We start from the raw sequence: 24,015 nt of genomic DNA, 5'->3' as shown, positions 1-24,015 counted from the left end.
GATTTACTTTTTGAAAGCAACATTACCGTTAAGCAGTGACTGTTTTCATTTCTTGTCCCTTGTGCGATTCCTGCCGGTACAGATTTGCATATAAACCTCTGCCGGACAAAAGCTGTTCGTGACTTCCCATTTCCTTGACGACACCTTGGTCCATGACATAAATGATGTCCGCTTGTTCGACCGTAGACAGCCGATGAGCGATCATCAGGGTCGTCCTGTCCTTCATCAATGTATGTAAAGCCTTTTGCACCCAAAACTCGGATTCGGCGTCCAGCGCGGAGGTAGCCTCATCAAGCAGGAGAATCGGTGCGTTTTTGAGCAACGCCCGGGCGATGGCAATACGCTGGCGTTGTCCGCCGGATAATGAGGAGCCCCTCTCGCCAACCATCGTATCGTAGCCGTCCGGCAGTTCCATAATGAAATCATGCGCATAAGCGGCAATTGCCGCCTCATGCAATTCTTGATCCGTAGCATCGGGTTTGCCGAAACGTATGTTATCGCCAATCGTTCCGTGAAACAAATACGGATCCTGCGGTACATAAGCGGTTAGCTCCCTGATTTCGGAAAGCGTATAGTGGCCCAGCGGCTTACCCATGATACGGATCGTACCCTCCATTGGCGGATAAAAACCGAGAAACAGCTTCATGACTGTGCTTTTGCCGCTACCGCTGGCGCCTACAAGCGCAGCCACCTGTCCTTTCCGCACGGAGAGCGTACTTCCGTTTAAAACTCGGGCTGCCGTACCGTAATCGAAGATGACTCCGTTCATCTCCATATCTGTTTCCGGAGTCGCCTCCTGTTCGCCACTGACGGGGCCTGGCATCAAGTATCGATCGGGCTCTGACGATGCATCAAGCAGTTCGAATACGCGAGCTGCCCCGGCGAACGAATGCTGTATCAGTGAAACAATGCTGCCGAGCTGCAAGAATACCATGGAAACGCCCGTTTGCAACTGGATGATTTGGCCCAAAACGCCGAGTTCGATCATGTTCTGCGAATACATAATGATTCCGATAACAAGCATTCCGCCAAGGCTCATGAAATTAATGAGGAAATTAGCGGCCTCCAACAGACCCGTCCGATGCCCCTGCTTCATCGCCGAGACCGTGACCTCCCCGTTCATATCATAGAAACGCTTTGTAACCGCACGATGCAGCGAGAACATCTTAATGACTTGCAGTCCGGCAAGCAGGTCGGCAAGTCGTTCGGTCAAGCCGCCCGTTTGCTCTTGAAACCTGTCGCTTATTTTTCGCAAAGGCCGGGCGAATCTGGTATTGATCAAGACAGACAGAAGACCCAAAGCGACCAAAACCAAGGCGAGCCGCCAATCGAGAATAAACATCACGGTCAGGGATCCGACTAATGTCAAACACTCTACAATGATCGATTTCATATGCTCGGTGAACGTTTGTTCCATCAGCTGCATATCGTTCGTCATTCGTGAAACGATATCCCCTGAATGATGGGATTCATAGTAACGCTGGGGAAGCCGTCCGAGTCGATCGAACACGCTCAGCCGGATATCGGCCATCGTTTGCTTTACGTTCCGGTGATACATGTAGCTGAATAGCGGAGACAGCACGCTAAGCATGACGAACGTTCCGCCGACGATCCAGATTGCCTTTATCAGCACGGCCGGGTCACGGTGAACGGAATAATCGAGTAAATACTGGATGACAAAAGAGAGCAGGATGGCGATGCTGGCATTGCTGATGCTGTCTCCGATTAATCCGGTGAAATATCCTTTACGGCGCAGCTCCATCAAAGACATCAGCCGTTTGAATTCCTTATAGGACTGCCTCAGGAACATGCCTTAAGCCCTCCTCTCTATCCGCGCTGCCGGTGCTCTCTTGGAGCGCGAATTGTTTGAAATACATTTTTTTGTACGGGCCATTGCTGCGGATTAATTGTTCGTGCGTATTGCATTCCACAATATTTCCGTCGCTCATAAAAATGACCAAGTCCGCTTTATCGATGGCTGACAGACGATGCGTGATCATTAGAACGGCACGGTCTTTCATTGCCCGTTCTATAGCTTCCTGAACGATGGCTTCCGAGTGCGTGTCGAGTGCGGATGTCGGCTCATCCAGCAGCAGAATCGGCGCATCCTTCAACAGCGCGCGCGCAATGGCGATTCGCTGCTTTTGGCCCCCGGACAAGGAACCCCGCTCTCCGATGACGGTGTTGTATCCTACCGGCTGCTGCATGATAAAATCATGCGCATTCGCTTCTTTGGCTGCCCGCACGATATCGTTCATAGTAGCTTGAAGGTTCCCGAAACCGATATTCTCCGCTATCGTCCCGGGAAACAGGTGGGTATCCTGAGAAACGAGCGAAATTTGGCTGCGAAGCTGCTTCAGGCTCCATTCATTCAGCGGCCTGCCGAACACTTTAATGCTCCCGGACCCAAGCGGCAGCTCGTAAAAGCCGCAGAGCAGTTTAAACAGCGTGCTTTTCCCGCAACCGCTCGAACCTACAAGCGCGATGGTCTGCTGCTTTTGCAGCTGGAAACTTACCCCGTTCAGTACGTTCGTTTGTCCGTCGTAGGAGAACGATACGTTGTCAAATTCAATGGGTATCGAATTTACATCCAGAGCCTCGGTCGAAGGAATTTCCGGTTCCGCCGGCATATCAAGTACATCAAACAATCGACGGGCCGCTCCGCTCACTTCCTGCACCTGTGCGGAAAGCACGGGTATCATCGAGATGGGCTGAAGAACGAACGAAATCATATACAAGAAAATAATGATATTGCCGGGTGTCAATTCTCCTTTGTCAATTAAGTAGCCGCCGACGCCGACCATGAAGATGAGCGGTGTCGACAGCAGCAAAATACTGATTGGCGACATGAGCGCGCGGCGCTTTTCGAGCAGCAGGCTTTTGGACAAAACCTGCTGCATCACTTTGCCGTATTTTTCGAACATGGTGCCCTGTCTGTTAAATGCTTTGACCATCGGTATACCGCCGATCATATCTTGTGCAACGGCATTCGCATGCCCTAATTGTTCCTGCAGTTGCTCGGAGATTTTGCTGATCGGCTTGCTTAATACAACGGTGACGATAATTCCGATAGGCAGCAAGATGAGACTGAATAGGATCAGTTTCCAGCTGGTAAGCAGCAGTATCGTCAATGCAGAAATAAACACGACCGGCATATAAAATAAATTGGCAAAATGGTGGATAAAAAAGTTTTGCAGCACCGTCGTATCGTTCGTCAGTCGGGATACCAGGTCGCCGGATTGCTGCTTTTCTACGGTGGAAACCGGCAGGTTCTCCAGATGATGAGCAACCGTATTGCGCAAATCGCGCAGCGCATAGCTGCTAAACCGGGTTGAAGCATATTTAATCAAATACTTCGCAATAACCCCCGTCAGCGCCAAAATCGCAATGAAAACAGCGGAGTCCAGCAATGTTCGCGAATTGGCGTCAATCATTTGCTCAATCAGCTTCCCCATCCCGATATCGACTGCTGCAACAATAAGCGAAGTCGCAATCGTCAAAAGGACCCATAAGCTGTAGGGCTTGATGAAGGCCATTAACCGAAAGAAAATCGGCTTCGGCCTGAATTCTTGCGGCTTACTTTTTCGACTGGCCAAATTATCGCTCCTCTTCATCGCGGGTTATAAGGATAAGATTTCCTTGACGATCTCCGCGTTTTTCGCGGCATATGGCATATCCAGCATGTCTTCATGACGGCCTGCTCCTTGATAACTGCGGTACTGCGCTGATGTCGATCGGTTCCACCAAGTGCTGCGGCTTAGGATACTGCTGCCCGGTTTGATTTCATTGTGCATATGATGGATGTTTGCACGAACGGAGCCGCTGTTTTGTAAAGCGTTCAAATAGACCATGTAGCTTTTTATTTTTTGAATCACATTGTTTCTGATCCGCTCGTTATGGACATACGGCTCATATTTAGCGTCGGACTCCGCTTCTTTAAGTAAAGCATCGATCTCTTCCGCGACTTCGCGGTCGGATTGGCTGATGACTTTGTTTTTGCGGGACGCGTCCAACATGATCAAATCCGATACGACAAAGCCTTTGTTTTCCATGGCTTGGGTCAGTTCAAATATCAGATTGCCTCCGGCGGAATAACCCATAAAGATAAACGGTCCTTCCTCCTGCACGCTTGTCACAAGGTCGATGTATCGTTCCATGCGGTCTTCGCTTTCGATAAAATCAAGTCCGTACAAAGCATGCGTATCGATTCGATCCGCAAGTTCTTTAAACACAAAGCCGAAACCGCCGACCGGAGGGAAACAGAATACGTTGCGTTCCGCTTTCCGGTTCAACAAAGCAATAGGCTTGTTGAAATCGATCCTAAGCTCTTTGGAATCGATGTATTGAGCCGTCTTTTCAACAGTCGGATGCTGGAACAAGTAGTGCAGCGGAAGCTCCGTTTGCATCATCTCGAAGATTCGCGCCGCAAGCATCGTGGCTTTCAACGAATGCCCGCCAATTTCAAAGAAATTGTCGTGAATGCCGACTTGCTGCAACCCGAGAATATCTTGCCAAATGCCGGCAAGCTGCTCCTCGGTCCCGTTGCGCGGAGCGACATAGACTGCGCGTGCCAGTGAACGTTCGTCCGGCTTCGGCAGCGCTTTTTTATCCAGCTTTCCGTTCGGCGTCAGCGGCATGGCATCCATGCGGACAAAATAGCCCGGAATCATGTAGGTCGGAAGCTCGGAGGAAAGATAGGTTCTCAGCTCTGCCATGTCTTGACTGCCGGTTGCCACAATATATGCGCAAAGCGCATAATCTCCGTTCGGTTGCTCCGTAGTTACAACAACAGCTTCCTGTACCTGGTCATGACGGAGCAGTACAGCCTCAATTTCTTCCAGTTCGATCCTGTAGCCCCGGATTTTCACCTGTTCGTCTAGACGGCCGATGTATTCAAGCGTTCCATCCGGCAGCCATCTAGCCAGGTCTCCTGTCTTGTACATCCGGTCGCTTCCGCTTCCCCCGAAAGTGAACGGATTTGTTATGAATTTCTCGCTCGTCAGGTCGCCCCGATTCAAATACCCTCGGGCCAAACCGTCTCCGGCGATGCACAACTCGCCTATGATGCCGATCGGCTGAAGCTTGCGGCAGGTTTCATTCACGATGTAGACTTGCGTATTTGCAATCGGCCTTCCGATGGTAATGTCCTTATCCGGCGCCAGGTCGCGCAGGAATGTGGCTACTACACTGCTTTCCGTCGGACCGTACTCATTCACAAGCTCGATGTGCGGGAATAGCTGCTTGCTGCGTTCGATCACGTGTTTGTTCACCTTTTCACCGGCCACTGTTACAATACGGAGCGAGGCGGCTTCTTCGGCGTTCATACATTCAAGAAGCGCTGCATACAAGCTTGGTACACTGATGAAATGCGTTGTGCGATGCTGCGCGATTTGCTTTTTGATCGCAAAAGGATCTTTCGCGTCTTCATCCTGCATAAGTACAACTGTTGCTCCCGCCAGAATCGGTGTAAAGAAGCTGGTTACGAAACCGTCGAAAGCAAACGAGAACAGCTGCAGCACATTGTCGTTCGTGCTCAACGCATATTCCGACTTTCTCCACAACAGATTGCCGGCGATGCTGCGGTGCTCGATCATGACGCCTTTCGGCTTGCCCGTCGTACCCGATGTATAAATGATGTAGGCCAAATCTGTCATCGCATTGACCGGATCCAGATTGGAGCCGTCCGCAGCATAGTGCTGTTCGTCGTCCAGATCCAGCCATTCCCCGGTGAAAGCGGACCTGATTTCATCGCTCATTCCTGTGAAAAGCTTCGCCTGCGTCAGCACGAGCAAGGTGCCGCTATCCTCCAGCATGTAGCGAATCCGTTCCTGCGGATACTGCGGATCAATCGGCACATATGCCCCTCCGGCTTTCAATATCGCCATGATGCCGACAATCAGCTCAAGCGAGCGCTCCGCCATAATGCCGACCCGCGATTCCGGACGGACGCCCTTATCCCGCAGCGTCCTGGCCAAACGGTTAGCCGCCGTATTCAGCTGTGCATAGGTCAACTGTCTGTCTAAGAAGATAACCGCCGGCTGCTCTGGAGAAAGAGCCGCCTGCTCCTCAAACAGACCGTGCAGCGTTTGATCATTAGGCACGTTACGATGCGTTGCATTGAAAAGAGCCAATTGCGAATGCTCTTCTTCCGTTACGATGTTAAGATCGGCAAGCAGGGTATCGGGACGATCCATTAGGCTGTCAATCAGGGTTAACAAATGTCGGCCCATACGCTCTACCGTTGCGATGTTAAACAATTTTGTGCTGTACTCCAGATTAAATCCGATCTCACCTTCGGTCTCAACGGCTGTTAGCGCGAGATCGAATTTGGCGATTTTATGCTCGAGCGGGAACGGTTTGAATTGCAATTCGTTCAGTTCAATTTCCGCATCATCCGTATTTTGGAAAATAAAGATCGTATCGAACAACGGATTACGGCTTAAATCCCTTTGTAAGCCCAAATGTTCGACCAGCAGCTCAAATGGATAATCCTGATGCTCGTAGGCTTGCAGCGCGGTTTCTTTTACTTGCTGCAAGAACTCCAGAAACGTCAATCCTGTTTCAGGCCGGCTCCGCAGAGCCAATGTATTGACAAACATCCCGACGACGTTGTCCACGTCCGCATGCGGCCTGCCGGCGATCGGCGTTCCCACCACAAGATCATCCTGACCGGAATATTTGGCAAGCAGCACGTTAAAGGCAGCGAGCAGCACCATATACAGCGTCGTACCCTGTGAAGCGGCAAACCGGTTCAGCAACTCCATCCTTTTGGAACCGGAGCCAAAGGCGACGAAATCCCCTACGAAGCTCTTCACTTGCGGTCTTGGGTAATCGGTCGTAAGATTCAGCAGCGGCACTTCGCCGGTAAACTTGTTCAGCCAGTATTGCTCATGCTTTTGCATGATACCGCTTTGGAATTGCTCATTTTGCCAAACCGCAAAATCTTTGTACTGAATGTTCAGCTTTGGCCGCTCAGCGCCGGCGTACAAGGCGGCAAAATCGCTCGCAATAATGCCGCTCGATACGCCGTCGGAAACGATATGATGCATATCGTAGACAAAAACGTGCTTATCGGCCGCTCTTCGAATTAATACAGCGCGAATCAGCGGCGCTTCGCTTAAATTGAACGGACGGATGACGGATTGCACCAACTTCGCCGTATCCTCGTCCGAATCGGCCTGATACACCTCGATTTGAATCCGCAACTCGGTATCCTCATGCACCTTCTGCCTCGGTTCGCCATTCACCGTATGGAACGAGGTGCGAAGCGCTTCGTGACGGCGAATGAGCGCCCGGTAAGCCTGATTAAACCGCTCAACATCCAGCTCGCCCTCGATCAGCATCACATCCGGCATGTTGTAACCGACACTGTCGGCCTCAAACTGCTGTAGAATGAACATCCGTTTTTGAGCGGATGAGAGCGGGTAATATTCTTGATGTTCAGCCGGTTGAATCGATACAAAGTTTTGTGATGAAGACTGATCGATAAACTTGGCGATCTGCTGCACGGTCGGCATCTCGAACAACGTGCGCAGCGGAACCTCTACGCCCGTTTCGCGGTGAATCTGAGCGAGCAGCATCATCGCTTTGAGAGAATGACCGCCCAATTCGAAAAAGCTATCGTGAATGCAGACCCTGCCGATTCCCAGCACATGTTGCCAGATCACGCAAAGGGTACGTTCTGTCTCACTTGACGGAGCCGTATAGTCTTGCGCCCCGCCACCATCCGGTTCCGGAAGCGCTTTGCGGTTAACTTTTCCATTCGGTGTTAAGGGAAGTCGATCCATCTGTACAAAGTATGACGGCACCATGTAGCCTGGAAGTTCTTTACTTAAACTTTCCTTCAGTACCGAAGCCGGAATCATATCGTCAGAAGTGAAGTATGCGCATAAATACTTTTGACTATGGGCATCCGTCCGATCCATGACTACTGCTTCCTTAACACCTTCCTGTCTCAGCAAAATCGCCTCGATTTCGCCAAGCTCGATCCGGTAGCCTCTAATCTTGACCTGATGATCGACTCGGCCGACATATTCCAGATTGCCGTCAGGCAGGAAACGAGCCAAGTCTCCCGTTTTGTACATCCGGATACCGGATTCACCTCGGAACGGATCCTCCATAAATGCTTTTTGCGTTCTTTCCGGGTCATTCAAATAACCGCGCCCTACCCCGATGCCTGAGACGCATAATTCCCCTTGAACGCCGATTGGTACAAGCTTCATATAAGAGTCCACGACGTATACGTGCATGTTTTGCACCGGCTTGCCGATCGGAACGGTTTCCAGCTCCGGCGCATTATCCATGACATACAACGTAATGTCGTCCGACGCTTCGGTTGGCCCGTATGCGTTGACCAGCTTAATGTGCGGATAGCGCTCGAACCACTTTCGGGCCAGCGGAGGTTTGATGGATTCCCCGGTCACCAGCACAACCTGTAGGTCCGGAAGCGCAACGGTTTCCGGCAAATCCAGCATGGCGGCCATATAGGAAACGACCACCTCCAGCACAGTTGCCTTGTCAGCCGCCACTTGCTCCAAAAATTCCCGCACATTCAACACGAGCTCGTTGCTGTATATCGCCGTCCGGCCCCCGAGCACCAAAGCGGTTACCAACTGCCAGACGGAAATATCGAAGCAGTGCGGGGCATTTTGGACAATGACACTTTGTTCGTCCAGACGGAAGGCGCTGATCATCGCATCCATATGATTCAGCATGCCCGCATGCTCCAGCATGGCGCCCTTCGGCTTACCCGTAGAACCTGATGTATAAATGACATAAGCAAGGTGATTGGAAATCGTAGGCGGCAGCTTAACATTGTTTTCCTCGACCTGACGAATGACTTCATCGTCCGCGTCGATCGGAATGATCACACCGGTAAAATCATCCTTGATTTCAGGCGTTACGTAAGGCATTTCCGTCAGTAAGCACACCGCACCTGAATCAGCAAGCAGTTCGCGGATTCTTTGCTGCGGATAGTCCGGATCGATCGGCACGTAAGCACCGCCCGCTTTCCAAACGGCCAGGATACATTCAATCATTCTCGGTGAACGGTGCATCAAGATGGCCGCCAAATCTTCCTGCCCCATCCCTGTCAAGAGCAAGTAACGTGCTAATTGGTTAGCCCGTTCATTCAGTTCGCGGTAAGTCCACTGCGTCCCTTCGAAGCTGATCGCAATGCGGTCCGGCGTCTGTGCCGCCTGCTGTTCGAACAGTTGCGGCATCGTCACATCCATGCTAAACGTTACATGGGTATCGTTGAATGTATGGATGATTTCGTACCTTTCCGCATCGCTAAGCATATCGATCTCAGACAGCAAGCTATCCGGGTTCATGACGATTTGATGAAGTGTACGTAAATAGTGACCGGCTAGTCGTTCTATCGTCGTCCGGTTGAACAAACGCGTACTATATTCCAGGTTGAAACGGATCTGGTTCTCTTCTTCCGTTGCTTCCATCGATAGATCGAATTTGGCGATTCGGCTTTCTGTTTCATATGGCGTAAATTGGAGGTCGTCCAATTGCGCTGCCCTGACTGATATGTTCTGCATGCTGAACATCGTATCGAACAACGGATTGCGGCTTAAATCGCGGGCCATATTCAGCTTTTCGACAATCGCTTCGAAAGGGTAGTCTTGGTGCTCGAATGCACTGAGCGTCGTATCCTTAACGGATGCCAAAAACTGCTTGAACGTCTGACCGCCTTCCGAGCGGTTGCGAAGAGCAAGTGTATTGACAAACATGCCGATAACCGGTTCGAGCTCCGCTCTCGGTCTGCCGGCGATCGGCGTACCGATGACGATGTCTTCCTGCCCGCTGTATTTGGCGAGCAGCACATGATAAGCCGCTAAAAGCACCATATACAGTGTTGCGCCCGTTTCGACTGCTAGCTTTTTAAGTCCTTCCGCCAGCTCTCTGCCGGAGCCGACCGTCATATAATCCCCTTCAAAGCTCTGAATCGATGGTCTGGAGAAGTCCGTCGGCAAATCAAGAACCGGAATTTCCCCATCAAATTGAGATAACCAGTAGGTCTCCTGCTTTTGCATCCGCTCCGATTGGAAAAACCCGTTCTGCCAAACGGCAAAATCTTTATAATGGATCGTTAACTCAGGCAGCTGCTCGCCCTGATACAGGCGGACGAACTCGTCAACGAGGATCGCCATCGAGACGCCGTCGGAAATAATATGATGCATATCGAAAAGGAACAAATGTCGTCCGGGCTGCAGATGTATCAGACCTACGTGAAGCAGAGGCGCCCTCGATAAATCGAACGGCCGGACGAATTGTTCGACCAACTGACCCACTTCTAACGCGTCATGGACGATGTCTATGTATTCAATTTCAAATTGCAAGTTCCCGTGTACGATTTGAACGGGTTCGCCATCGATGACATCGAACGAGCTGCGGAGCGATTCATGACGCTCAACGAGACGTATGAACGACTGCCTGAAGGTATCGAGGTTCAGCTCCCCTTCGATGAACATGACGCCGGGCATGTTATAAGCCGTTCCCGTGCCTTCAAATTGCCCAAGAATATACATCCGCTTCTGCGCCGAGGAAACCGGATAATAATCGCGCGACTCCACCGGTTTGATCGCCGCATATGCCTCTTTGTCAGCCTGCTCGATATGCAAGGCAAGCGCCTCAATCGTCGGCGACTCGAACAGCACTCGCAGCGGCACGTTCGCTTGCAGCTGCTGTTTGATCCGCGCCAGCAGCGTCATCGCTTTCAGCGAGTGGCCGCCGAGCAGGAAGAAGTCGTCGCGGATGCCGACTTGCAGCACGCCGAGGACGTCCTGCCAGATGGCGACGAGCTGCTCTTCGGTCTCATTCCGGGGCGCTGCATACTCCGCTTCGGAGCCCAAACCGCCCTCCGGCTCAGGCAGCTCGCGGCGGTCGATTTTGCCGTTGGCCGTCAGCGGCAGCTTCTCCATCTGCACGATGTACGCAGGCACCATGTAGGACGGCAGCTCCTGCGACAGGAACGCCTTTACTTCCGGCGCACCCAGATCCTGTTCCCCCACGATGTAGGCGCACAGGAACTTCTGCCCGTTCGCGTCCTCGCGGGCGATCACAACGGCATCCTTCATAGCCGGATGCTTCAGCAACTCCGCTTCGATCTCGCCCAGCTCGATCCGGTATCCCCGGATCTTCACTTGCTGATCAATGCGGCCTCTATATTCGATCGCCCCGTCCGGCAGCCATTTCGCCAGGTCGCCGGTTCGGTACATCACTTCTCCCTCTACGAACGGGTTCGGAACGAAGGTCTCCGCCGTCAGCTCCGGCCTATTGGCATATCCGCGTGCCACCCCATCGCCGCCGACACACAGCTCGCCCGGCACGCCTACGGGCAGCAGCTGGTTGTACTTGTTCACGATGTAAGCGGTCGAATTGCTGATCGGCCGCCCGATCGGTATGCTGCCCTCGTAATCGCGTTCGATCGGGTACGTCGTGGAGAACGTCGTGTTCTCCGTCGGCCCGTAGCCGTTAATCAGACGCAGACCCGGGCACTTGCTGCGCACGTGGTTAATGTGGCTAGGCGATAATGCATCGCCGCCGACCAGCAGCTGTCGCAGACCGGCGAACATTCCCGCGTTCTCCTGCGAAAGCTGGTTGAACAACGGGGAAGTGAGCCACATGGTCGTGATGCGGTGTTCGGCAATAAACGCGCTGAGCTTTTCGCTATCCAAAATAACGCTCTTATCGGTCAGATACAGAGTGCCTCCGTTCAGCAGCGCACCGAAGAACTCAAACGTGACGGCATCGAAGCCAAGCGCTCCTGTCTGCAAAATGCGTTCATTCGCGCTCCACTGCACATAGTTCGTTTCTTTGACCAGCCGCACGACGCTGCGCTGCTCGATGAGCACGCCTTTCGGCTTGCCGGTGGAACCCGATGTATAGATCACGTAAGCCAGATCGCGCGGTCCGCTCTTCGGTTCTAAGTCGGAACCGTCAGTATCGAAATGGCCGGTCTCTTCATCAAGAATGTTCACTTGAACAGCGCCCAGTGCCGCTGTCTTTTGGCGCAGATGCCGTTCCGTCAGCACGATACGGGCACCACTGTCCTCGAGCATGTATTTCATGCGCTCTTCGGGAATATCGAGATCGAGAAGCAGGAAAGCTCCGCCTGCTTTCAGGATGCCGAGCAGCCCGACAATCAGTTCCATGTTACGTTCCGCGAGCAGCCCGACGGCTTGGTCGGGCCCTACACCTTGGCCCATGAGCGTCCGGGCAAGCCGGTTCGCTTTTTCATTGAGCTGGCAGTACGTGAGCTGCTTCCCGGACCAAACTAAAGCAGGATGATCCGGCGTTAGCCTTGCTTGCTGCTCAAACAATCCGGCAATGGACAGTTCGCCCGGGTAATCCGTTTTCGTATCGTTAAAATCCGTTAATATTTGCTGTTTTTCTTCATCCGATAGCATGTCGAGTTCCGCCAGCTTCCGCTCCGGCTCCTGCACAATGGATTCGAGCAGGTTGATGTAATGGCGTCCGAGCCTCTCCACAGTTTCCCTGGCAAAAAGGTTCGTACTGTATTCGAGATGAACGCTCAAACCGCTCTCCATTTCCTTCGCTTCCAGAGACAGATCGAATTTGGAGATGTAGTTCTCCACAACGTACGGTTCGATTTGCAGCTCTTCAAAGCCGGCCTCTTGCACATCGATATTTTGTACCATGAACATCGTGTCAAAAAGCGGATTGCGGCTAATATCGCGAACAATGTTCAGCTTTTCCAGCAGAGCTTCAAAGGGGTAATCCTGATTGGAGTACGCCTTCATTGCATTCAATTTGACTTCAGCTAAAAACTGCTTGAACGTTTTATGCCCTTCAGGCTTATTTCTCATTGCCAACGTACCGACAAACATGCCTATTAGGCCTTCAACATCGGCATGTGATCTACCGGCTGTCGGCGTGCCGACGATAATGTCTTCTTTCCCGGAATATTTGGCCAGCAAGACATTATAGGCGGCAAGCAGCACCATATAGAGCGTGGATCCCGTTTCTGCAGCGATGCGTTTTACGCCTTCCATAATCCGGTAACCCGCCTGCAGCGTTACATGATTGCCCTCAAAGCTTTGCACCGCAGGTCTCAAATAATCGGTTGGCAGTTCCAGTTGCGGAAGCTCTCCATGAAATGCGTCTAGCCAATAGGCTTCTTGTTTTTTTAGCTTCTCGCTTTGCAGACTGTCATGCTGCCATACGGCAAAATCTTTATACTGTATGGATAGCTCCGGCAGCGTTTCGCCATGGTACAAGGCGGTAAATTCTTTGACGAGAATCGACATGGAAACTCCATCCGAAATGATATGGTGCATGTCACACATGAAGATGTGATGATCAACGGCAAGCTGAATCAACCCAACGCGGAGCAATGGGGACGACTGCAGGTCAAAAGGCTGAATGAATGCCCGGATCAACCGCTCGATCTCGGCATGAGATGGCTCTGCCCCTATCGCCTCTATGTAACTGATCTCAAATGGTACGGATGCGTGCACCCTTTGAACCGGCTCTCCATTCACCGTCTCGAAGGATGTTCGCAGCGTCTCATGGCGTATGATCAAATGTCGGAAAGCTTGTTCCAAGCGTCCGCGGTCCAGCTTCCCATGCAATTGGAATATGCCCGGCATATTATACCCCGTGCCTGCACCTTCAAATTGATTAATGATATACATCCGCTTCTGCGCTGATGATACTGGGTATACCTCCTGCTGTGGTGCTGGGGGAATTGCAACATATCCATTATTTTCTACGACTGCGACTTCGATATAACGTGCTAACGCCTCAATATTCGACGTTTCGAACATCAGGCTTAGCGGCACTTCCACATCGTAGGCTTTATGTATCGCAGTGATAAGCGACATCGCCTTCAACGAATGCCCGCCCAGCGCGAAGAAATCGTCCAGTACACCGACTCGCTCGCAGCCGAGCACGTTCTGCCAAATCTGAGCGAGCCCTGCCTCGAGTTCTGTCCTCGGCGCCACGTAGGCCGTGCCCGAGTCCAGTCCGCCTTCCGGCTTCGGCAGCGCTTTGCGGTCGATTTTGCCGTTGGCGGTCAGCGGCATGCGGTCCAGCTTCACAAAATGCGACGGGATCATGTACGCCGGCAAATCGCTGCCGATGTGTGCCCTCAGCTCGGACACGGTCGGCTCCCCGTCTGCGATGAAGTAAGCGCACAGGAACTTCTGCCCCTGCTCGTCGTCCAGCGCCAGCACCGTCGCTTCCTGGATCCGCTCGTGCCGCAGAAGCTGCGTTTCAATCTCGCCCAGCTCGATGCGGTGCCCCCGGATCTTCACCTGATGGTCGATCCGTCCGAAATATTCCATCTCGCCGCTTGGCAGCAGACGCGTGAGGTCCCCGGACCGGTACAGCCGCTCTTCCGGCTTGTAAGGATTCATGACGAACCGCTCGGCCGTCAGCTCCTCACGGTTTAAATACCCGCGCGCGACGCCGTCTCCACCGACGTACAGCTCGCCGACGACGCCGATCGGCACCAGCCTGCGCTGCGCGTCGAAGATGTAACTCGTCAGCGTCGGAATCGGACGCCCGATGTTGCTCAGGTTCGTCTCGATTTCGCGATCCGTAATATCTTTATAAGTCACATGTACAGTTGTTTCCGTAATCCCGTACATATTGATCAGCAGCGTATTCGGATACTTCGCCTTCCACGGCTTCAGCATGACCGGGTTCAGCGCTTCCCCGCCGAAGATGACATAGCGGACGGCAAGCCCGTTGTCCGGCTGCTGCAGCTCTTCATGGATCAGCGCATAGAACGCGGTCGGCGTTTGGTTCAATACCGTTACGCCCTCCTGGCGCAGCAGCTGTGCGAACGCCTTCGGGTTTTGCGCCGTCGTTTTCGGCACGACGACACATTTTCCCCCGTATAGCAGCGCCCCGTACATCTCCCACACGGAGAAGTCGAAACAGAAGGAATGGAATACCGTCCATACGTCGCGTTCATTGAAATCGAACTGCAGCCGGTCATGAACGAGCAGACGCACGACATTCCGATGCTCGATCATGACGCCTTTCGGCTTGCCGGTCGTGCCGGACGTATAAATGATGTAGGCCATATCGTGTGGCCCATTCACCGGCTCCAAGTCCGACGTATCTCCGGCGTACAGCTCGCTGTCACTCATATCCAGTGTGATGCCATCGAATGGGACCTTGCCCATCAGGTGCGGCTGCGCCAGCAGGACACGGGCCCAGCTGTCCTCCAGCATGAACTGCGTGCGCTCCTGCGGATAGTCCGGGTCAAGCGGCACATACGCACCGCCGGCTTTGAGCGTTGCAAAAATGCCGACGATCATATCGAGCGAGCGCTCGGCGAGCAGGCCGACCCTGTCGTCCGGCCCCACGCCATGGCTGCGAAGTACGCGAGCTAGACTGTTTGCGCGTTCGTTCAGTTGACGGTATGTCAGGTTCTCCTCGCCGCAGGAGGCACCGATTTCCTCCGGTGTCCTTAACACCTGCGCCTCGAACAAGCCGTGGATCGTTTGATCCAGCGGGTAAGACGCCCCGGTCATATTGAATTCGTCCAGCAGCTTCATTTTTTCCGCCAAGGATAGAAGCTCAAGCTCACCCAGGCTCCGATCCGGTTCGTTCAATGCCGACCTTAAAAAATGAATCAGGTGAAAAGCGATTTGCTTCATCAGAAATTCGCTATACACACCCGAGTTGTAGCGAAGAACCAATTCAACCTGCTCCTCGGTATGCGAAAACTGGAAAATAACGTTGGATTGTACATGATCGATACTGCTGCGGTCATGAATGCTATCGAGCAAAACGAGCGTTGGCAGGTACGGCTGGTTGGAGTTCCCCTCCGGCAAGTCAAGCAGCTCGGTTAATTTGATATACGGAAAGTTTTGATGCTCATTGGCCGAAGTGACGGTTTCCTTCACAGCTGCCAGCCATTGCTTGAACGTGCAATCATCCTGCATCAGCGTTGTTTTCAGCAGCAGCAGCGAGTTCACCAGTACGGCATTTTGCTTATTTTGCTTGAAAACCGGCATGCCGACCGTAATCTCGGATTGGGAGGCGTAACGATGAAGCAAGTATTTGATTCCGGATAAAAGGATCATGAAAAGAGCAAAATCGGACTTATTCGCGATCGTCTGAAGCTTCTGCGAGAGCTCGGGCGGAAATCCGTATTTGATTGCCGACATGCTGCCGGACACTGTGGATGTTCGATCGGCATCTCTCGGGAACTCCGAAAGCACGATTTCACCCTGCAGCTTATTCAGCCAATACTGCTGCTCTTTTTCAAATTGACCGTCAGCAAGCATCATATTTTGCGTATATTTATCGATCATGAGATCCTCCTAAAATAGAAACTCCACTTCACCCTGCAGCACATTTTCCAGCTTGTCGTAGCGCTGCAGCGCGATTTCGCCGAGCAGAATGGCCGGATTTTCGGTAACCTGCCGCAGCAACGATTGATAATCGTCCATCATCCGTTCAATCGTCTCTTTTTTAAACAATAACGTGCCAAATTCCGCATGGACCACGATGTCGCCCTCATCCTCGAAAGCTTTGAAGGACAAATCGAACTGTGCGATTTGGTTATCCCTTTGGTAAGGCTCGAATTTAAGACCGGCAAACTCCGATGCCTGCAACTCCTGGTTCTGAACGCTGAAAACCGTATCGAAGAGCGGATTCCGGCTTAAATCTCTGCGCAGCTCCAATCGATCGATTAACATTTCCAGCGGATAATGCTGGTGTTCCAGAGCAAGCAATAAGGTTCGTTTCACTTCCTCCAAAAATTGCCCGAACGATTTGCCGCTTTCCGGTCGGCTCCGTATGGCGAGCGTATTGACGAACATGCCTAGAATGTTCTCCGTTTCAGCATGCGACCTGCCTGCAACCGGTGTGCCGACGACGACGTCCGTCTGTCCGCTGTATTTGGCAATCAGCACTTGATAAGCGGCAAGCATAATCATGTAAAACGTAGCCCCGCATTCGGACGCCAGCTTGTGTATTTGTTCGTGTAATTGCTGACCTGTTCTGACAATAACCGCATCCCCTTCAAAGCTTTGCACCGAAGGTCTCGGATAATCGGTCGGCAGCGTCAGTACCGGAATCTCGCCGGAGAACGTCTCCAGCCAGAACGACTCATGAATACGCATCGATTCGGAAGCGAGCATTCGGTTTTGCCAAACGGCAAAATCTTTATATTGGACCGTTAGCTCAGGCAGAACATCCCCGTGGTACAGACGAGCAAAATCGTGGAGCAAAATGCTCATCGACACACCGTCGGAAACGATATGGTGCATATCAAACAGCAGCAAATAACGCTGAGCACTTATATGGACAAGCTTCACTCTCAGCAGCGGCGCCTTTTGCAAATGGAATGGCCGTACAAAGTCCGTGGCGATGGCTTCCAGCCCGTCTTCTGTACTTCTGGCGTACTCAACCTGAAAATGGGCATCCGTATGCACGATTTGCATCGCTTCGCCGCCAATCGTTTCAAAAGATGTCCGCAAAGATTCATGACGGTCGATCAAGCGGCGGAACGTTTGCTCGAATGTATCCAAATCCAGCTCGCCTTCGATAAACATGGCGCCTGGAATGTTATAGCTTGTGCCCGAGCCTGTAAATTGGCTCATAATAAACATTCGCTTCTGTGCCGAAGAAACCGGGTAATAATCGCGCTGCTCCACCGGCTTAAGTGCCGCCTCAGCTTCTCTTTCAGCCTGTGCGATTTGCAGGGCGAGCGCCTCAATCGTCGGCGACTCGAACAGCACACGCAGCGGTACGTTCGCTTGCAGCTGCTGCTTGAACCGCGCCAGCAGCGTCATCGCCTTCAGCGAGTGGCCGCCGAGCAGGAAGAAGTCGTCACGGATGCCGACTTGCGGCAATCCAAGTACGTCCTGCCAGATGGCGGCGAGCCGCTCTTCGGTCTCATTCCTTGGCGCTGCATACTCCGCTACGGAGCCCAATCCGCCATCCGGCTCAGGCAGCTCGCGGCGGTCAATTTTGCCGTTGGCTGTCAGCGGCAGCTTTTCCATCTGCACGATGTACGACGGCACCATGTAGGACGGCAGCTCCTGCGCCAGGAACGCCTTTACTTCCGGCGCACCCAGCTCCAGCTCCGCCACGATGTAGGCGCACAGGAACTTCTGCCCGTTCGCGTCCTCGCGGGCGATGACGACGGCATCCTTCATGGCAGGATGCTTCATCAGTTCCGCTTCGATCTCGCCCAGCTCGATCCGGTACCCCCGGATCTTCACCTGCTGATCGATGCGGCCTCTATATTCGATCGTTCCGTCCGGCAGCCATTTCGCCAGGTCGCCGGTCCGGTACATCATCTCTCCGTGGACGAACGGGTTCGGCACGAAGGACTCGGCCGTCAGCTCCGGCCGATCCGCGTACCCGCGCGCCACCCCGTCGCCGCCGACGCACAGCTCGCCCGGTACGCCGATCGGCTGCAGCTGGTTGTATTTGTTCACGATGTACGCGGTGGAATTGCTGATCGGACGCCCGATCGGGATGCTGCTCTCGAAATCGCGTTCAATCGGAAACGTTGTGGAGAACGTCGTGTTTTCCGTCGGCCCGTAGCCGTTAATCAGATGCAGGTTGGGGCACTTACTGCGCACGTGGTTAATGTGGCTCGGCGATAACGCATCGCCGCCGACCAGCAGCTGTCGCAGACCGGCGAACATTTCCGCGTTCTCCTGCGAAAGCTGGTTGAACAACGGGGAAGTGAGCCACATGGTCGTGATGCGGTGTTCGGCAATAAACGCGCCGAGCTTTTCGCTATCCAAAATAACGCTCTTATCGGTCAGGTACAGCGTACCTCCGTTCAGCAGCGCGCCGAAGAACTCAAACGTGACGGCATCGAAGCCAAGCGCTCCTGTCTGCAAAATGCGCTCATCCGCGCACCACTGCACGTAGTCCGTTTCTTTGACCAGCCGCACGACGCTGCGCTGCTCGATAAGTACGCCTTTCGGCTTGCCGGTGGAACCCGACGTATAGATCACATAAGCCAGATCACGCGGACCACTCTGCGGCTCCAAGTTCTCTTCATGGCCACCGGCTGTGGCGTTATCCAAGTCGATCACGTTTTCGGCAAAAGTTGCCTGCGCCTTCCGACGCAAATGGCTCTGCGTCAATACGATGCGGGAACCGCTATCCTCCAGCATGAATTTTAACCGTTCCTCGGGCAGCTCGAGATCGAGCAGCAAATATGCGCCGCCAGCTTTCAGAATACCCATCAGACCGATCATTAGCTCAAGCGAACGATCAGCCAGAAGGCCAACAACCGTGTCCGGACCTACCCCCTGTTTCCTCAATTCGCTCGCAAGGTAATTAGCTCGGTCATTCAGTTCCCGATAGGTGAGCTTCTGATCCGCACAAACGACCGCCGGGTGTTCAGGCGTCAGATGCGCCTGTTCCTCAAATAGAACCGATATCGTCTTGTCTCTTGGATAGTCGGTATATGTATCGTTAAATTCCCGGGCGATTTGCCATGCTTCTTCATTGGGCAGTATGCTTATCTCCGCCAATGCCAAATCCGGCACCAGCACGATTTTTTCTAACAAGCTTATGAAATGGCTTGCCATCCGCTCCGCTGTTTCTCTCATAAACAAATTCGTGCTGTAATCCAGCTGGAATTCCAGAATTCCCGCACCTTCACGCACTTCGAGCGTCAAATCGAACTTGGCGACGCCGCTTTGCCAGATGTGCGGTATCAATGTCAGTCCCGCCACACCAGAACCGCCATCAGAGCCAAGTCCCGAGTCGATGCTTTGCATGCTGAACATCGTATCGAACAACGGATTCCGGCTGGGATCGCGCCGAATATGGAGCTTCTCGAGCAGCGTCTCAAACGGATAATCCTGCGCTTCAAAGGCTTGAAGGGCATACTCTTTGACTTCAGCCAAGAAAGTCCGAAATGTTTTCGCCCCTTCCGGACGGCTTCGCAGCGCGAGCGTACCGACGAACATCCCGACGACATGTTCCAGATCCGCATTGGATCGTCCGGCTGTCGGCGTGCCGACGATGATATCTTCCTGACCGGAATATTTGGACAGCAGAACATTGTAGGCAGCGAACAATACCATATACAGGGTCGTCCCGGTTTCCGCAGCCAAACGTTTCAAGCTATCCAGCAATTCTGTGTCCGCTTCCAGGCGTATATGCTCGCCTTCGAAGCTCTGCACTGCAGGACGAGGAAAGTCGGAAGGCAGCTCCAGCTGTGGCAGTTCCCCGGCAAACGAATGTAACCAGAACGCCTCTTGCTCCCGCATCCGTTCACTATCCAGCTGATCTTGCTGCCAAACCGCGTAGTCTTTGTACTGAATGGACAGTTCGGGTAAAGAGGCTCCGCTGTACAGCTGAATAAACTCCTTCACGATAACGGACATCGATACGCCGTCCGAAATAATGTGGTGCATATCGTACATGAACAGATGACGACGATCCTCCAGTTCTACAAGTGCTGCACGAATCAGAGGCGCCTTCCCCAGATCGAACGGGCGCATAAAGCGCTCGACCACTCTTTCAATGTCTCGAGCATGTGCAGCTGAATCCCGGTCCGTATCATTCAGTCGTGAGAATTCTATCGAGAAATCTACTTGATCATGAATCTTCTGAACCGGTTGTCCTTCCATCATCTCAAAAGACGTGCGCAGAGCTTCATGTCTATTTAAGAGACGAGAGAACGCCCGCTCGAAGCGGTCTCGGTCCAGCTCGCCTTCCACAATAAACACGCCCGGCATATGATAGCCGATGCCTGCATCATCCAGGTCTTGGAGTACGAACATCCGTTTTTGCGCAGACGACACCGGATAGTACGGCTTATTACCGGCAGGTTGGATCGCTTTGCTATCCGCCTCTTCAGCCTCGCGGATTTTGCGGGCCAGCCCTTCCACCGTTGGCGATTCAAACAACGCACGCAGCGGCATGTCGACGCTAAAATGCTTGTTCAAGCGTGCCATGAGCGTCATCGCTTTCAAAGAGTGTCCCCCGAGACTGAAGAAGTTGTCATGAATGCCGATGCGGCCAGCGCCAAGCACTTCCTGCCAAATTGCGACAAGCGCTTCTTCCACGATATTCGTCGGCGGTACGTACGCCGTTCCGCTAGGGATATCCCCATCCGGCTCAGGCAGCGCGCGACGATCCGTTTTCCCGTTCGGCGTCATAGGCAGTTTGGGCAGCTCCATGAAAAACGACGGAATCATATATTCCGGCAGTTCTTTAAGCAAATACGCCCGCAGCTCCAGCGATTGGAGCGGATGGTCCGATACATAATAAGCACACAAATAAGTCCCGCCTTGCGCATCTTTCCTATCCAGCACGGCAGCGGCCGTCACCGACGGATGGTTCAGCAGCTGCGATTCGATTTCTCCAAGCTCGATACGGTGTCCGCGGATTTTGACCTGATGGTCGATGCGGCCGAGAAACTCGATATTGCCGTCCGGCATCCACCGTGCCAGGTCTCCCGTTCGATACATGCGTTCGCCGCTGCGATAAGGGTTCTGAATGAACTTCTCCGCAGTCAGCTCGTCATTGTTTCTGTAACCACGGCCGACGTTATCCCCGGCAATGAATAATTCCCCCGGTGCGCCAAACGGTTGAAGCTGCAGTCCGTCATTCAAAATATAGATGCCGTTATTCGCAATGGGCCGTCCGATCGAAGGCAGTTCCGGGATGTCTCCGCTCGGCTCCATTTGAAAGATGGTGACGACATGGGTCTCCGACGGTCCGTAATGGTTGTGGAGATATACCCCATTTTTTTGCAAAAAGGAACGAAGCTGATTCGTGACAACCAGCTGTTCACCGGCTGTAATGATATGCCGTACACAGGATGGAAACCGGTTAATGTATGCTTGCTCGTTAAAAATGAACTTCAAAAAAGAGACCGGAAGGAACAAGACTTTAATATTCGCTTCTTCAATCAAATGAAGCAGCTTATGAACGTCGCGCTTCGTGTCTCCGTCGATCAGATATAATTTCCCTCCCGAACACAGTGTTGAAAAAATTTCCTGGTAGCACACATCAAAACTCATCGTTGTGTACTGCAGGACGGTACTTCCGTAATTTACCGGGTCATGACGGAAAACGTGATGCAGCAGATTGACCATATTGCGATGCTCAAGCATAACGCCTTTCGGCTTCCCTGTCGTACCCGACGTATAAATGATATAGAAGAGGTCGGCGGCGCTGCCGTTTATCTCGAGATTGCTGCCGTCAGTGCCATAAACGTCCTCGTTCGTCATATCGAGAATTTCCCCGCCAAACGCCGTCTTTCCGATCAAGTGGCTCTGGGTGAGCAAAATCGAAGCTCCGCTGTTATGAAGCATGTAATTGATTCGTTCTTCCGGCAGCTCCGGGTCGATCGGCACATACGCGCCTCCGGCCTTCAAAATCGCCAAGATGCCGACCACCAAATCCGGCGAACGTTCCACCATGATCCCGACGGCTTGATCCGAACATACCTGTTTACCATGAAGCGTTCGGGCCAACCGGTTTGCCTTTTCGTTCAACTCGCTGTACGTAAATTCCAGTTCCCCAAAGACGACGGCAACCCGATCCGGCGTTTGCTCGGCTTGCTCCTCAAACATCCGATGAATCGTCAGATGGCTTGGATATTCCTCCTTCGTCCCGTTCAGGTCCAGTAGAAGCCGCTGCTCTTCATCGGTGACCACAACGAGATCGCGCAAGCGCAGCTCCGGTCGTTCCACGATCGTCCTGGCCACGATGTTCAAATGCCCTTCCATGCTCCGCAAAAACTGTGCGTCATAGACGTTGGCATTATAGTTAATTCGAACAGACAGCTCACGCCCCGGCATAACCAGCAAGTTTAAATCATAGCTCGTCTGTTCAATCATATGGACATCCGTCGCCTCAAAACCCAATCGGCTTTCTGCACTCCCGTTTTGTACGGACTCTTCAACCGGGTAGTTTTCAAATATGAGAATGTGATTAAACAGATTATCCTTAATCTGACTTTGCGCCTGCACGTCGGCAAGCGGCAAATAAACGTATGATTCTGCGGCAAGTGCTTGCTGCTGCACGCTTTGCAGTACATTCAGGAAGGTTTGATCTGCGGACGACCGTACGCGTACCGGAATCGTGTTAATGAACAAACCGACCATTTTCTCAATGCCGGCAACTTGTGTCGGCCGTCCGGAAACGACGGAACCGAACACGACATCGCCGGTATGACTGTACCTTTGCAGGAGAATGCCCCAAATTGTCTGGAAAACGGTATTGAGCGTCACCTGCTGGCTGCCGGCCAGCTGCTGCAGCTGCGCAGTCAGCTTTTCATCGAGCCTGATGGTCATCTCGGCCTGCTTATACGGAGTCGCAGACGTGTCCGTATCCGTGATAGAAAGCTGCGGTACAGAAGACAGCTGTTCGTAACCGGACAGCGCTCCCTCCCAAAAACGCTTCGCTTCTTCCTTGTCCTGGCGCTCCAGCCACTTGATGTAATCGCTGTATGGATACGTCCTTTCCAAGTGAATCGTCTCTTGCTCACGCAGCGATGCATAGATTTGGAACAGCTCGCCCACGATGATGCCAAGGCACCAACCATCCATCAGAATGTGATGATGGCTCCAAAAGATTTGATACTCGGACTCTCCCGTCTGAAGGACGGAGACCCGCATCATGATGTCTTTTGACAAATCGAATCCCCGCTCCAGATCTTCCTTTTTAAACCTCTCTACGAACGACCCGAGTTCCGGCTCCCGCATTACGCTGATATTTTCGAAATGGACCTGTATGTGCCGCTCCTTCAGCACCACCTGCACCGGACGTTTCACTTTTTCATAAAGGAACACCGTGCGAAACACGTCATAACGCTGGACGATCCGGTTTAAACTGGCCTCAAACAAGCCGATATCGAGCGTCCCGCGTATGCGGATGGACATTTGTTCGAAGTAAGCGTTCGACTTGCCCTGATCCAATAAGTAATGAAACAGCATGCCTTCCTGCATCGGAGATAAAAAATACATGTCTTGGACGTGTTCTTTTTTAAATTGGCTCATACAGCGGCTTCTCTCCTTAGAGCTAGTCTTG

General features: G+C 52.7%; 4 protein-coding genes. All 4 read right to left on the bottom strand.

Translation table 11 applies throughout. The annotated features are described in order from the left end of the window. Positions 1-28: 28 nt before the first annotated feature. Genes ICC18_RS01165 through ICC18_RS01150 form a run of 4 tightly spaced genes read right to left on the bottom strand, consistent with a single transcriptional unit; the run spans position 29 to position 23,984 of the window. Positions 29-1,810 (bottom strand): ABC transporter ATP-binding protein, encoded by a 1,782-nt coding sequence (locus ICC18_RS01165; protein ID WP_188172550.1) that lies wholly within the window; start codon positions 1,808-1,810, stop codon positions 29-31. Beyond that, complete coding sequence (locus ICC18_RS01160) at positions 1,788-3,596, bottom strand: ABC transporter ATP-binding protein (RefSeq protein ID WP_223192241.1); 1,809 nt, start codon at positions 3,594-3,596, stop codon at positions 1,788-1,790. Before ICC18_RS01160 ends, ICC18_RS01165 begins: the two co-directional genes overlap by 23 nt. A 24-nt stretch (positions 3,597-3,620) precedes the next feature. Then, entirely contained in the window at positions 3,621-16,304 is a 12,684-nt protein-coding gene (locus ICC18_RS01155; RefSeq protein WP_188172548.1) for a non-ribosomal peptide synthetase, read from the bottom strand. Between the two features lie 9 nt (positions 16,305-16,313). Beyond that, entirely contained in the window at positions 16,314-23,984 is a 7,671-nt protein-coding gene (locus tag ICC18_RS01150) for a non-ribosomal peptide synthetase (protein ID WP_188172547.1), read from the bottom strand. Positions 23,985-24,015 lie beyond the last annotated feature (31 nt).

Origin of the sequence: Paenibacillus sedimenti (genome assembly GCF_014534655.1) — a bacterium.
In the GTDB taxonomy this organism is placed as follows: domain Bacteria; phylum Bacillota; class Bacilli; order Paenibacillales; family NBRC-103111; genus Paenibacillus_E; species Paenibacillus_E sedimenti.
This window is presented reverse-complemented; position numbering and strand designations above follow the sequence as displayed.

Coding starts and splice junctions, on each gene's coding strand:
- ICC18_RS01165 (WP_188172550.1), bottom strand. CDS start 1,810: ATGTTCCTGAGGCAGTCCTATAAGGAATTCAAACGGCTGATGTCTTTG.
- ICC18_RS01155 (WP_188172548.1), bottom strand. CDS start 16,304: ATGATCGATAAATATACGCAAAATATGATGCTTGCTGACGGTCAATTT.
- ICC18_RS01150 (WP_188172547.1), bottom strand. CDS start 23,984: ATGAGCCAATTTAAAAAAGAACACGTCCAAGACATGTATTTTTTATCT.